We start from the raw sequence: 13,354 nt of genomic DNA, 5'->3' as shown, positions 1-13,354 counted from the left end.
TGTGCTTTCTGGGGCGCTGAGATAGGGCTGTGTAAGAGTTGGCGATATCACTCGACTAAAGTGAACAAAGACACTGATAAGAGAGTGAGCTAAATGAGTGGAGCTATGAATAGCCTGAGCGGTTGGTACAACTGCTTTGTACATTATGTACGCAAAATAGACTGGCTGGGGCCATTATTACTACGGATTTATTTGGCGCCAATTTTTATCCTGGCCGGTATGAATAAGATGAATAACATCGAAGATGTCGCTGCCTGGTTTGGCAATCCCGATTGGGGCTTGGGGCTTCCAGCGCCGATGTTGATGGCGTGGATAGCTGCCTTGGTGGAATTCTTTGGTGGTATCGCCATCTTGCTGGGCGTAGCGACTCGGTTGGTAGCGATTCCCCTGATGTTTGTGATGGCAGTGGCAGCATTTACGGCCCACTGGGAGAACGGTTGGTCAGCGTTACCGGATAAAACACTGAGTGTGCCCTGGGAATGGCGCAAGGACCTTATTGACGAAGCCTCGGTGCGTAAAGAGAAGATTGTCGGCTTGCTCAAGGAGCACGGCAACTATGAGTGGTTGGTGGAAACTGGAGGAGTGACCATCCTGAAAAATGGTATTGAGTTCGCTGCTACCTACTTCATTATGCTGCTAGCGCTATTTTGTAGTGGGGCAGGGCGGTTTTTCAGTGTGGATTACTGGCTGTGCCGTCACTATAGCGGGCCGAGTGCCACCTAGAGATGGTATACTCGCCGATTATTTGAACATTTGAGCGAGTATTTCACTTGATAGGAAAGTTGTTCCGCCGTTCCTCCTCCAAAGAGGATAAGGGCTCCCGCCGGGGAGAAGAAAGCTCAGGGCGCCGTAAAGAAGGGCAAGAACCTTCTGGTAAGGCTGCCAAGGGACGCACAAAGTCCGCACCGGCGGAGGGGAAGTCGCGAAAGAGCGGCGGCCGTGGCGCCCAGAAAGGGCGCCAGCGCAGCAGAAAACCGAAAGCTCCGGCAGCTGCGCTTTGGTCACTGGATGAATTCCAAGTTCCAGAACAGGAGGGCAAGGTCCGCTTCCACGACCTGGGACTGCCCAATGAGCTGATGCGCGCTATCCACGACCTGGGTTTCCAGTATTGCTCGCCAATTCAGGGTCGTTCCCTTCCCCACACCCTCAATGGCCACGACCTGGTGGGTAAGGCACAAACCGGTACCGGTAAGACAGCGGCCTTCCTGATCACAGTGATTGACGATCTGCTCAAGCACCCGTTTGAAGGTGAGCGCTATGCCGGCGAAGCCCGCTCCCTGATTATCGCTCCGACCCGTGAGCTAGTAATGCAGATTGCCGATGATGCCAAGGCACTGTGTAAACACACCGAGCTGGAAATTCATACCCTGGTGGGCGGTATGGATTATGACAAGCAGCAGAGAAACCTGAATGAGCGGCTGGTGGATATCCTGGTGGCGACGCCGGGTCGCCTGCTGGACTTTGTCAGCAATCGGGATTGCTTCCTGGATCAGGTGGAAGTCCTGGTGATCGATGAGGCGGATCGCATGTTGGATATGGGCTTTATCCCCCAAGTGCGCCGTATTGTTCGTCAGACGCCGCGTAAAACCCATCGCCAAACTATGTTCTTCTCCGCCACATTTACTCCCGAAGTGGATGATCTGGTGGAGCAGTGGACGGATGATCCGGTAGTTGTGGAGATTGAGCCGGAGAGGGTTGCCACGGATACCGTAGAGCAGCATGTCTACCTGTCCGCCAGCGAAGAAAAGTACACCTTGCTTTACAACATTGTGCAGCGGGAAGAGGTGGATAGCCTGATTGTATTTGCCAACCGCCGCGACCAATGCCGCCGCTTACACGAGCAGCTTCTTGCTCACGGCATTTCTGCGGGCCTGCTGTCCGGTGAAGTGGCACAAAATAAGCGGGTTCGCACCCTTGATGACTTTAAGTCTGGCAAAACTAAAGTGCTGGTAGCTACTGATGTCGCCGGGCGTGGTATTCATATCGACGGTATCAGCCATGTGGTGAATTTTACCTTGCCTGAAGAGCCGGAGGATTACGTTCACCGCATTGGCCGAACTGGTCGGGCGGGTAAAACGGGCACCTCTATCAGTTTCGCCTGTGAAGATGATGCCATGCGCCTGGAACCTATTGAGCAGTTGCTCGGGGGCAAGCTCAAGTGCGAAGTGCCGCCAGAAGAGCTTTTGGTTGAACCGCCCAAGGTGAAAGTTCAGCGCAGTCACGGCGATCGCGATGGGCGTCGCGGTGGCTCTGGTGGTCATCGTCGTCCACGTCGGCACTGATTCTCCTGTGTGCTGTAAGGAGGTTAGCCCTTACAGCACTTACTACCTGCTCGAGAAAGCTTTTTCCCCCTCCTGCTATTCACCGCTCTTTTGCTTTGTTAAGGTTTAAACTGTGACGAATGTACCAGTAGAGGCTTTAATTTCATTCAAGCTTTCAAATCTGTCCTAAGATTAAACAAATTTGGCCTATTACGTGAAGTAAGGCCCTGCAACTTCAGATGACACCGGTAATACTGGAGTCTACTTGCGGCCTGAAATTGACATCCTTCATTCAATAAAAATTACAGTTCACATTCGGATGCGCATCCTTTATCTACATATTGGTTTCCATAAAACCGGCTCCAGCTCCCTTCAATTGGCAATGAAGGAGCAAGTACAGGCTCTGGACCAGGCAGGCTTTGAATTTCTTTCCCTTGGGAAAAAGGGGAACTCTTCAGGGTGTATTGATGTATGCAAAGAGAAAGGCCGCGTCCATTTCCAGGTAAATTCCCGACTTGATGAGCTTCTTGCTGCGAGCCGCAATGAGCAAGTGATAGTTTCAGCTGAGCATCTTTCCTATCTGTATCAGCGCGATAGTATCGAGCTTATTCAGAGAGTATGTAGCAAGTATTTCGATAAGATTGTGGTAATTGTTTACTTGCGCAGGCAAGACCTACAGGCAATATCTTTCAAGAAGCAAGGAGCTAGAGGAGCGGCTTCCAATAGGAGTTCCTCGAGTAAATTACTTGGCCACGCTGAAGGGGCTTTCCCTTCTTTCAGTAAAGATATTGAAATTTACTACGACTATTTTAACAAGTTAATACTGTGGGCGGATGTATTTGGAGCTGATTCCCTCAGAGTGAGGCTTTTCAGTCGGGAAGCCTTACACGGTGGTGATATAGTGAGTGACTTTCTCGCTTTGCTTGGCGGGGGAGTGGAGCTTTCTGCTCGCAGAGTGAATGAGGGGGTAGGTAGAAAGGAGTTTTTGCTGACCCATAAATTACTGGAATTGGGGGTGGCGGAATCTGAATTGATTAAGCTGAAGCCAATGATGTTGGAGGATGACACTCAGTTGCTGCCTTCAAGGAGGGATGCCAAGCAGTTCTTTATGAGGTTCAAAAATTCCAACCATTTGTTAAATAATACTTTTCTTAATAACGATTCCGGCCTGGCATTCGATACTGATTTTTCTGGCTATCCTGAGCAGGGAAACGATTGGATAACGGTTAGGGATCTGTCTGAGTGGATTCCTGAAATTCTTTCTGCAGGTATCCAGAAGCCAGAGGGATTGCGTGATGCATTGTTGGCAGACAAGCTCCAGCAGATGGTAAGGAAAAAATTTTCAGGTGAAGTGCTTACCCAGGAGCTTGAGGATTTGGCCAATTGCCTGTCGGCTAGCGCTTATATTGCCAAGGATCAGCAGCCCTGGTATCGCGCACTGAAAAAGAAGAAAACATCGGGAAGATAGTGTCAAAATAAAAAGCCCTCTGTACGAGAGGGCTTCCTATCTTACTGGTAAGGTTACTGAAGTACTGGAGTTTGAGTTCCCGGATCCCCCTCGATACGCAATCTTTCAATCCACAGAGCCGTACCGCCAGCAACTGCCGCAGGCATAATAAAGATATTTAAAATTGGTACCATCTTTGCGAGCATCACGGCCCCGCCAAAGGTAAGGCTAGTGAGTTTACGGCGGCGCAGTACCGTTTTTAATTCATCGAATGGCCGCTGGTGGTTATCCAGTGGGTAGTCAACGTATTGAATAGCCATACACCAAGCGCCCCAAACTGCGGTGAGCACTGCGGGGATAATAATGGTCCAGCTGGTGATGGTGGCAATTATAAATACGATCAAACCCCAAAATATAAAGTAACCCAGCTTGCGCAATTCCCGGCCCAGGGTACGCCATACCATTTGCATTATCGGTTCGGCAGGAGGAGCTTTACCGGTTAGCAATTCCTCTACTTTCTCAGCGAGCAATCCATTAAAGGGGGCGGCAATAATGTTGGTGATAACGCTAAATAAATAGCCGTAGGCGAGGAAGAATAAGAAAAGCACTATTAGTGCAATGATCCAGGCGAGCCAGCGAAAAGCACTGGCGGTCCATGCTGCACCCTTGGCCATAATGGCTTCCCACCAGGGCATATTCTCCGTATTTACCGGCGTGTGGGAAAGCAGGCTACTTATATAATCGGTAAGCCCTCCGAGCTGTGAAATCATTATGCTACTGATAATAATAAACAGCACCAGATTTATTAGTAATGGCACCAGGATAAATGGGCGTAACTCACGCCGGGTAATCAAGTGGATACCGCGCACCAATGCGTCGATACCGTGAACGGGATTTGAAGTCATACTCTCACCTTTCGCTGGTACGATGCCTAAATTTCCAGAGTTCTCAGTTGGCGCCAGCGGTTTTTAAAATCTCGCTATATTCTGCGCCCTGGCGGTGTTCGGCAATACGTGCCAGCAGGGTTTTTCCATCGGGGCCAGGGCTGTTCAGATCCATGCCTTCAGCGAGAAACAACTTAACAAATGTGGCAAAACTCTCTGCTTTCATGCTTCGATAGGCGCGCTCGAGCAGGTGAAAATCCCGGTTTACGCCTGCGGGGGCTTCACCAATCAAGAATCCAGCAATACGCTCCTCGTCAAAAACTTCTCCGAGTACTTTCTGTTTGTCTTTTTTCAGGCTCAAAACTATATCCTTGCTACATAAATAGGGGGCGGGCGAAGCCCGGCTCAGGTCTTGAAATGTTGAGGGTTAAAGCAGTGCGTCCAATTTTTGCTTGAGGATTTTATTAATCATCTGTGGGTTTGCCTGCCCTTTGGACGCTTTCATAATTTGCCCGACGAAATACCCCATCATTTTGGGGCGCTTTGATTCATCGGCCTTGCGGTAGTTTTCTACTTGGGCATCGCTTGCAGCGATCACTTCATCCACCATTTTTTCGATAGCGCCGGTATCCGAAACCTGTTTCAGACCACGTTTTTCGATGACTTCGTCGGCACTGCCCTCTCCGTCGGCAATAGCCTCGAATACCTGTTTGGCGATTTTGCTGGAAATGGTGCTGTCTTTGATTCGAACTATCAGGCCAGCCAAGTGTTCAGCAGAAATCGGGGACTGTGAAATAGTAAGTTCACGACGGTTGAGCAGCGCTGCCAGTTCACCGTTTATCCAGTTGGCAGCAAGCTTGGATTCGCCGCAGGATTTACTCACAGTTTCAAAATAGTCTGCACTGGCACGCTCCTGTGTCAGCTGGTCTGCATCATAAGCAGATAGCTGGTATTCCGCTTGGAAGCGGGCTGCTTTTGCATCGGGCAGTTCTGGCAGGATGTTGCGCAGTTGCTCGACATATTCATCAGTGAGTACAACTGGCAGAAGGTCCGGGCAGGGGAAGTAGCGGTAATCATTGGCCACTTCTTTACTGCGCATAGAGCGGGTTTCATTTTTGTCCGCGTCGTAGAGGCGGGTTTCCTGGGTAATGGTGCCGCCGTCTTCCAGGATGTCGATCTGACGTTCAGCTTCGACTTTAATTGCGCGCTCGACAAAACGGAAAGAGTTGATGTTTTTTAATTCTGTACGAGTGCCGAGTTTTTCTTCGCCTTTCAAGCGCACGGATACATTGGCATCACAGCGCAGTGAGCCCTGGGACATATCACCATCGGAAATGCCCAGGTAGGTTACGATACTGTGAATTTTTTTCAGGTAGGCCACAGCCTCGGCGGCATTGCGCATGTCCGGTTCAGAGACAATCTCGATCAGCGGCGTACCTGCGCGGTTCAGGTCGATACCGGACATCCCGTGGAAATCTTCATGCAGGGATTTACCGGCATCTTCCTCCAGGTGAGCGTGATGCAAACGCACTTTCTTACTGCTGCCATCTTCCAGGTGAATTTCCACTTCGCCGGGGCCGACAATCGGCTGTTCCAATTGAGTGGTTTGATAGCCCTTGGGCAAGTCGGGATAGAAGTAATTCTTGCGTTCAAAAACGGAGCGCTTGCCGATCTCCGCGTTCATCGCCAGGCCGAACATTACCGCAAAGCGAAATGCTTCTTCATTCGGTACCGGCAAGGTGCCCGGCATAGCCAGGTCCACAGCGCAAGCCTGGGTATTCGGCTCGGCGCCAAAGCGGATGCTAGCGCCGGAAAAGAGTTTTGACTGGGTGGAGAGCTGGACGTGAATTTCCAACCCGATAACGATTTCCCATTCCACAATTTATCTCCTTATACGGCGCTGGCTTTGTGCCAGTCGGTTACCTGTTGGTATTGGTGGGCGATATTGAGCATGCGCGCCTCTTCCAGGTAATTGCCGGTAATTTGCAGGCCCACCGGCATATTGTCCACCAGGCCACAGGGTACAGACATGCCCGGTAGTCCGGCCAGGTTGGTGGCGATGGTGTAGATATCCTCCAAGTACATAGCTACCGGGTCAGCGCTCTTTGCGCCAAGCTCGAAAGCGGGGGAGGGGGTCGTGGGGCCCATAATCACATCCACTTTTTCGAATGCTTCGACAAAGTCCTGCTTGATCAGGCGTCGGGCCTGTTGGGCTTTGTTGTAATAAGCATCGTAATAACCGGCGGACAGAGCGTAGGTGCCTACCAGGATGCGACGCTGTACCTCTTCGCCGAAGCCTTCACCGCGGGAGCGCATATAGAGATCGCGCAGGTCTTTGGGCTCTTCACAGCGGTAGCCATAGCGCACCCCATCGAATCGAGAAAGGTTGGCAGAGGCTTCAGCGGGGGCGATCACATAGTAAGCAGGTATCGCTAAATCGGTATGTGGCAAGCTGATATCGACCAGTTGAGCCCCCAGCTTTTCAAATGCTCTCAAAGCCTCCTGAACCCGGCTTGCGGTTTCAGGGTTGAGACCTTCCCCAAAGTACTCCCGGGGTACTCCGATCCGCAGCCCGGCAATCGGGTTATTCAGTTCGGCGGTAAAATCAGAGGGCTGCTGCTTCAGGCTGGTGGAATCTTTCGGGTCGTGGCTGGCCATGGCGGAGAGCAAATAAGCAGCGTCCTCCGCATTGCGGGCTATGGGGCCGGCCTGATCCAGGCTGGAGGCGTAGGCCACGATGCCATAGCGGGAAATACGCCCGTAGGTGGGCTTCAGCCCGGTGGTGTTTGTCAACGCCGCCGGCTGGCGAATAGAGCCGCCGGTATCGGTAGCTGTGGCGCCGGGTATCAGTTGTGCAGCAACTGCCGCAGCTGAGCCACCGGAGGAACCGCCGGGCACACAGCGGGTATTCCAAGGGTTTTTTACTGGGCCGTAAAAGCTGCTTTCGTTGGATGAGCCCATGGCGAATTCATCCATATTGGTCTTGCCCAGGGAGACGGTTCCGGCAGCGTTAAGGTTATCTACCACCGTGGCATCGTAGGGAGGGATAAAATTATCCAGCATTTTTGAGGCACAGCTGGTGCGCACGCCGTTAGTGCAAATAATATCTTTGTGGGCGATGGGCACACCGCACAGTGCCGGTGCCTCCCCGTTGGCCAGGCGTTGGTCGGCAGCCGCGGCTTGCGCTAGGGCGCTCTCTTCGGTGACGGTAATAAAACTGTTGTAGTTGCTGTCCAGTTGCTGGATGCGGCCGAGTAAATGGCGGGTTAGCTCTGTACTCGAGAACTCTTTGCTCCGCAATCCATGGATGATCTCGGCGATAGTAAGCTGATGCATATTATTCCCTTAAAGGCTCTAGACGGGCTGAGGGCTGGGTATTTAGGTGAATTTCGTCAGTGTTGGGCCGGCTAATCAATTACTTTGGGAACCAGGTAGAGACCTTCTTCGGTTTGGGGAGCCAGTTCTAGGAAGTCTTTGCGCTTGTCAGCCTCTGTCACTGCGTCAGCGCGCAGCTCCTGGACTTCGTCCAGTGGGTGCGCCATCGGGGCGATACCATCGGTATTGGTGGATTGCAGCTGGTCGACCAGTTGTAATACATCGCCGAGGCGGTTGCTGACTTCTTCGATGGTTTCTTTGGATATGGCGATACGGGCCAGTTCCGCCAGTTTTTCTACAGTTTGCGTATCCACTGCCATGGTGATGGACTCCTCCAGCTTGAGTTGCGAGTCGAAAACTGCCCGGATTAATTGCGGCGGGCAGAACCGGCAAATTTAGCACATTGGGGTTATATTCTCACCGGCTCCGGCAGTAATGGATAGTGGGCCTCAAATGACCTCCCTTCAGCCTTGCCCTGATGCCTAGCGGTTGTTAGAGTTTGCCGAATCCTGCCGAGTGATGAGAGACTCCGGTATTTTGCGTAGAATCCGATTCGAAATGCGGCTCGGAACTCAGAATTATTTTTGCGGACTAATTAGGATTTGTATCCATAAAAGAAGCCGCGCCCGCAGTGCCCGACCTGGGGGCTGATAATTAGTACAAGGTAATCGAATTCCATGTTTAAACGTTTGCGGGGTATGTTTTCCAGTGATCTCTCCATCGACCTGGGAACTGCCAACACGCTGATTTACGTTCGCGATCGCGGCGTAGTACTCGACGAACCCTCTGTCGTCGCAATCCGTCACTACAATGGCCAGAAAATCGTTGAGGCTGTCGGAGTAGAAGCCAAACGCATGCTCGGCCGGACTCCTGGCAATATTACCGCTATTCGCCCGCTGAAGGACGGTGTTATCGCCGACTTCCAAGTGACCGAGAAAATGTTGCAGCACTTTATCAAGAAAGTGCATGAAAATAGCTGGATGCGCCCGAGTCCGAGAGTGCTGGTGTGTGTTCCCTGCCAGTCAACAGAAGTGGAGCGCCGCGCGATTCGCGAGTCGGCCCTGGGTGCAGGTGCTCGCGAAGTGTCACTGATCGAAGAGCCCATGGCCGCTGCCATAGGCGCAGGCTTGAATGTCGAGGAAGCGAGCGGCTCCATGGTGGTGGATATCGGTGGGGGCACTACCGAGATCGCCATTATCTCCCTGAATGGTGTGGTTTATTCCGATTCGGTGCGTATCGGCGGTGACCGTTTTGATGAAGCTATCGTCAACTACGTGCGTCGCAACTACGGCAGTGTGATTGGTGATGCAACTGCTGAACGGATCAAAGAGGAAATTGGCTGTGCTTATGCAGGCAGTGAAGTTCGCGAAATCGATGTGCGCGGACGCAATCTGGCCGAGGGCGTGCCTCGCAGCTTTACCTTGAACTCCGACGAAATTCTCGAAGCCCTGCAAGAGCCTCTGACAGGTATTGTGCAGGCTGTCAAAAGTGCACTGGAGCAATCCCCTCCCGAGTTGGCTTCTGATATCGCTGAGCGCGGTATGGTGCTGACTGGTGGTGGTGCTCTGTTACGCGATCTAGACCGTCTGTTGATGGAAGAATCGGGCTTACCGGTAATTGTTGCCGATGACCCGCTGACCTGTGTGGCGCGGGGGGCGGTAAAGCGCTGGATATGTTGGATCGCAGCCGTCTCTACCTGATGTCTAACTAGTAGACATCGGTATTATGAAAACTGCTAGGGAGCTTGTGGCTATATCCGCAAGCTCCTTGAAATAAAAAAATGCGAGTCATCTTTTGTGGCTTGTACTGTTCTCACCATCTTTGATTGACCTGTTAAGAGGGGGTTGCCTGTGAAACCGCTATTTACCCGCGGTCCCTCTGCCGAATACCGCCTGGGCTTTCTCATCATACTCGCGATCTCGCTGATCGTTTCCGATCATTACACCAATTGGTTTCAGCCTGTTAGAGAACGCTTATCAGGAGTTATTGCTCCACTGTACTGGGTTACAGGAGCCCCCGAGCGTGTGGGCGATTGGGCCGATGAGCAGTTTCGCTCGCGCGAAGAACTGCAAGAGGAAAATAGCCGCCTCAAGCGCCAGGTTTTACTGCTGGAGCAGCGCAGCCAGCTATTGGCGGCCGTAAAAGCGGAAAACACTCAGCTCAAAGAACTGATGAACTCAGCAGAAATGGTCGATGACCGAGTATTGGTGGCTCAGGTAATTGGCGTTACCCCGGACCCTTTGGAGCATGTGCTGCTGATTGACAAAGGCCGCGATGACGGCATTGATATCGGTACCCCGGTAATGGATGCCAGTGGATTGCTGGGGCAGGTGATTGAAGCTGGCGACTCCTATAGTCGTATCCTGCTGATAACTGATTCCAGTCATGCCATTCCCGTCCAGGTTCTGCGCAACAGTATGCGCACCGTCGCCGAGGGTACAGGTGACCTGTATCGCTTGAAGTTACGCCATCTTGCTAATACCAGTGATATTCGGGAGGGCGATTTGCTGCTCAGCTCCGGCTTGGGTAGCCGCTTTCCCGCAGGTTATCCGGTCGGGGAGGTTATCTCGGTGCAGAGAGACCCGGGTAAACCTTTTGCGGAGGCTGAAGTGTTGCCGAGGGGGCGGATGAATCGCAGCCGCTTTGTATTGGCGGTCATTGGCAGTGGAGGACATTCTGTTGCAAGCGAATAACCGCTGGTTTATCGCGGTCACTATTCTGCTGTCACTGCTTCTCTCGGTTATGCCCCTGCCACAGCAGTGGCTCTGGTTTCGGCCGGCATTTCCGGCTTTGCTGGTGATATTCTGGATTACCCGAATGCCCCAGACCTTCGGGGTGGGGTTCGCTTGGATGATCGGTATTGTCCAGGATTTGGCTACGGGGGCGAGCTTGGGAACCCATGCCCTGGCCCTATCGGTACTCGCCTATTTCAGCTTACTGACTTACCAGCGCACCCGGGCATTTAATCCGGCCCAGCAATTGTTGTGGGTATTTGTTCTGGTGGGCATTCATCAAGTGGTGGGCAATTGGGTGCACGGCCTTGAAGGTAAATCGGTACCCGGGCTGACGTTCCTTTGGCCCGCTCTGACTACAGCCCTGCTCTGGCCCTGGGTGACCCCGTGGCTCAGGGGGCTTTCCGGGCGTTTACACGTTCGTTGACCGTCTCGTCGGCACTGTAAATCAGTGTAAAAAATCGATCATTTTTCGAACAGTGCCGCTATAATCAGCCGCTGACCCACAGGGAATATGTAATAGAGTGACAACAAGCGCTTCAGAAAATCGACTTCTTTTGGCCTCTGGTTCGCCGCGCCGCGCCGAACTGTTGGCCCAGATTGGGGTGCCTTTCTCCCAATTGTCCCCCGCTGTTGTAGAACAACGCCAACCTGCTGAAAGCCCTCTTGAGTACATAGAACGCTTGGCCCACGACAAGGCTGTCGCCGGGTTTCAAGCCGCTGACAGCCCGCAGGGACTCTGGTCTTTGGGAGCGGATACGGTGGTTATTGCAGGTGAGAGGCTGCTGGAAAAACCCCAAGATTTTGCTGACTTTGAGTCCATGATGCTGGCGCTATCGGGAGTAGAGCACTCTGTTTTCACTGCAGTGTGCTTGCGTTCACAGGATCGACAGTTTAGCCGAGTAGTGGAAACTCGAGTCAGGTTCCGCCACTTGTCCAAAGTTCAAATAGCGGATTACTGGAGTACTGGAGAGCCTGTCGATAAAGCTGGCGGTTACGGTATTCAGGGTTTTGGTGCCGCCTTGGTAGAAGCTTTTAGTGGCAGTTACAGCAATGTTGTAGGGCTCCCATTGGAAGCTGTAGTCCCCATGCTGGATCATGCGGGCATTCCCTATTGGCAGGAGGGCCAATCTTGAGCGAAGAGCTGTTAATTAATGTTGCGCCGACTGAAACCCGGGTTGCGCTGGTAGAAAATGGTGTGCTCCAGGAGGTCTACCTGGAGCGGAGTGCGCGGCGAGGGATTGTAGGAAATATCTATAAGGGAAAGGTGATTCGCGTACTGCCCGGAATGCAGGCCGCTTTTGTCGACATAGGCCTCGAGCGTGCGGGCTTTATCCATGCCTCGGATATTGCACCTCTCGACGAAGAAGGCATGGAGGCGCGGGATGCCGAGGTGGCGGATATCCGCGCGCTAGTCAGAGAGGGGCAGTCACTGATCGTGCAAGTAGTGAAGGACCCTATCAGCAGTAAAGGTGCCCGGCTGACTACCCATCTGTCGGTTTCTGCACGTTACCTGGTGTATATGCCGCAGACGCGCCATATCGGTATCTCTAATCGAATTGAAGACGAGAACGAACGCGAGCGATTGCGCCAGTTGGTTGAAGCAGCTTCTCTACGCCTCGCGGAAGATGGTTTGTCGGCCGATGGGGGCTTTATTTTGCGTACCGTTGCCGAGGGGGTGAGTGAGGAAGAGCTGCTGAGAGATATCCCCTTTCTGTACAAATTATGGGGGGAGCTGGATGAGCGCATTAAGGAGCGTCCAGTGCCTTCGGTTATCTATGAGGACCTTCCACTATTTATGCGTGCATTGCGTGACCTTGCGCGCCCTTATACCGAAAAGATTCGTATAGACTCCCGAGAGGCCCACGGCCGTGCGGCAGAATTTGCCGGTAAATATGCGCCGGAAATTGCCGGTCGCCTGGAACACTATCCCGGTGAGCGCCCACTGTTTGACTTATACGGTGTTGAAGAAGAAATAAGAAGGGCACTACACAACAAAGTCACCTTGAAGTCTGGCGGCTACTTGATCGTAGAGCAGACAGAGGCGATGAGTACAATTGATGTCAATACGGGTGCTTTTGTTGGGCATCGAAATCTTGAAGAGACTATCTTCAAGACCAACCTGGAGGCCGCTACAGCGATTGCCCGCCAGCTGCGTTTGAGGAATCTGGGTGGGATTATCATTATTGATTTTATCGATATGAAAGACCCCGAGCACCAGCGACAAGTCTTGCGCACCCTGGAAAAGACCCTGGAGCGCGATCATGCCAAGTCCAGTATCACCGGGGTCTCCGAACTGGGGTTGGTGGAAATGACTCGCAAACGCACCCGTGAGTCACTGGGGCAGATTTTATGTGAGCCTTGCTCTGTTTGCAGTGGTAGGGGCACCTTAAAGAGTGCGGAGACAGTTTGCTTCGAGATTTTCCGCGAGATTATTCGAGAGGCGCGCTCTTACGATAGTGAAAAAATTATGGTACTGGCCAGTCAGGTGGTAATAGATCTTTTACTGGATGAAGAGTCGGCTAATGTCGCCGATCTTGAAGAATTTATTGGTCGGCCGATTCAGTTCCAGGTAGAGCCCATTTACAACCAGGAGCAATATGACATTGTTCTTGTGTAATCCATTATTCACTCGCCAGCAAGCTAAGAGAGCTT

Annotated in this window: 12 protein-coding genes and 1 pseudogene; 8 read left to right on the top strand and 5 right to left on the bottom strand. The window is 52.3% G+C overall.

What is annotated here, in order from left to right; all coding sequences use genetic code 11:
- Positions 1 to 93: 93 nt before the first annotated feature.
- From QT397_21485 to QT397_21475, 3 genes are all read left to right on the top strand, one after another.
- Entirely contained in the window at positions 94 to 723 is a 630-nt protein-coding gene (locus QT397_21485; protein ID WNZ55406.1) for a DoxX family protein, read from the top strand.
- Between the two features lie 47 nt (positions 724 to 770).
- Positions 771 to 2,282 (top strand): ATP-dependent RNA helicase RhlB, encoded by a 1,512-nt coding sequence (rhlB, locus tag QT397_21480; protein ID WNZ55405.1) that lies wholly within the window; start codon positions 771 to 773, stop codon positions 2,280 to 2,282.
- A gap of 244 nt (positions 2,283 to 2,526) precedes the next feature.
- On the top strand, positions 2,527 to 3,729 hold the full coding sequence (locus QT397_21475; protein WNZ55404.1) for a hypothetical protein: 1,203 nt from the start codon (positions 2,527 to 2,529) through the stop codon (positions 3,727 to 3,729).
- Positions 3,730 to 3,782: 53 nt separating this feature from the next.
- Here the strand turns inward: QT397_21475 and cysZ are convergent, their stop codons facing one another.
- The 5 genes from cysZ to gatC all read right to left on the bottom strand — a co-directional run bounded on the left by cysZ (position 3,783) and on the right by gatC (position 8,287).
- A complete protein-coding gene (gene cysZ, locus QT397_21470) occupies positions 3,783 to 4,613 on the bottom strand; it encodes a sulfate transporter CysZ (GenBank protein WNZ55403.1) in 831 nt (276 codons plus the stop codon).
- 43 nt (positions 4,614 to 4,656) lie between these two features.
- Positions 4,657 to 4,953, bottom strand: coding sequence for a PA4642 family protein (locus tag QT397_21465; protein WNZ55402.1), 297 nt, complete (start codon positions 4,951 to 4,953; stop codon positions 4,657 to 4,659).
- A 66-nt stretch (positions 4,954 to 5,019) separates the two neighbouring features.
- Positions 5,020 to 6,471, bottom strand: a complete 1,452-nt coding sequence (gene gatB / locus QT397_21460) for an Asp-tRNA(Asn)/Glu-tRNA(Gln) amidotransferase subunit GatB (GenBank protein ID WNZ55401.1) — start codon at positions 6,469 to 6,471, stop codon at positions 5,020 to 5,022.
- An 11-nt stretch (positions 6,472 to 6,482) separates the two neighbouring features.
- Positions 6,483 to 7,928: an Asp-tRNA(Asn)/Glu-tRNA(Gln) amidotransferase subunit GatA gene (gatA, locus tag QT397_21455; GenBank protein WNZ55400.1), complete on the bottom strand. Its 1,446-nt coding sequence runs from the start codon at positions 7,926 to 7,928 to the stop codon at positions 6,483 to 6,485.
- A gap of 71 nt (positions 7,929 to 7,999) precedes the next feature.
- Entirely contained in the window at positions 8,000 to 8,287 is a 288-nt protein-coding gene (gatC, locus tag QT397_21450) for an Asp-tRNA(Asn)/Glu-tRNA(Gln) amidotransferase subunit GatC (GenBank protein WNZ55399.1), read from the bottom strand.
- Positions 8,288 to 8,644: 357 nt separating this feature from the next.
- Between gatC and QT397_21445 the strand changes: the two are divergent.
- From QT397_21445 to rng, 5 genes and pseudogenes are all read left to right on the top strand, one after another.
- Positions 8,645 to 9,678: pseudogene (locus QT397_21445) on the top strand (rod shape-determining protein).
- 139 nt (positions 9,679 to 9,817) lie between these two features.
- A complete protein-coding gene (gene mreC / locus QT397_21440) occupies positions 9,818 to 10,660 on the top strand; it encodes a rod shape-determining protein MreC (GenBank protein WNZ55398.1) in 843 nt (280 codons plus the stop codon).
- Entirely contained in the window at positions 10,647 to 11,126 is a 480-nt protein-coding gene (mreD, locus tag QT397_21435) for a rod shape-determining protein MreD (protein ID WNZ55397.1), read from the top strand. The genes mreC and mreD overlap by 14 nt, the downstream gene beginning before the upstream one ends.
- A 97-nt stretch (positions 11,127 to 11,223) precedes the next feature.
- Complete coding sequence (locus QT397_21430; protein WNZ55396.1) at positions 11,224 to 11,835, top strand: nucleoside triphosphate pyrophosphatase; 612 nt, start codon at positions 11,224 to 11,226, stop codon at positions 11,833 to 11,835.
- Positions 11,832 to 13,319 (top strand): ribonuclease G, encoded by a 1,488-nt coding sequence (gene rng / locus QT397_21425; protein WNZ55395.1) that lies wholly within the window; start codon positions 11,832 to 11,834, stop codon positions 13,317 to 13,319. Before QT397_21430 ends, rng begins: the two co-directional genes overlap by 4 nt.
- Positions 13,320 to 13,354 lie beyond the last annotated feature (35 nt).

The sequence above is a fragment of the Microbulbifer sp. MKSA007 genome (assembly GCA_032615215.1).
GTDB lineage: Bacteria > Pseudomonadota > Gammaproteobacteria > Pseudomonadales > Cellvibrionaceae > Microbulbifer.
The sequence above is the reverse complement of the archived record's forward strand: the minus strand, read 5'-3'. Positions and strand labels throughout refer to the sequence as shown.

What these genes read in the sequence shown, in the direction of transcription:
- gatA (WNZ55400.1), bottom strand. Translation starts at nt 7,928, where the DNA reads ATGCATCAGCTTACTATCGCCGAGATCATCCATGGATTGCGGAGCAAA.
- cysZ (WNZ55403.1), bottom strand. Translation starts at nt 4,613, where the DNA reads ATGACTTCAAATCCCGTTCACGGTATCGACGCATTGGTGCGCGGTATC.
- QT397_21485 (WNZ55406.1), top strand. Translation starts at nt 94, where the DNA reads ATGAGTGGAGCTATGAATAGCCTGAGCGGTTGGTACAACTGCTTTGTA.
- gatC (WNZ55399.1), bottom strand. Translation starts at nt 8,287, where the DNA reads ATGGCAGTGGATACGCAAACTGTAGAAAAACTGGCGGAACTGGCCCGT.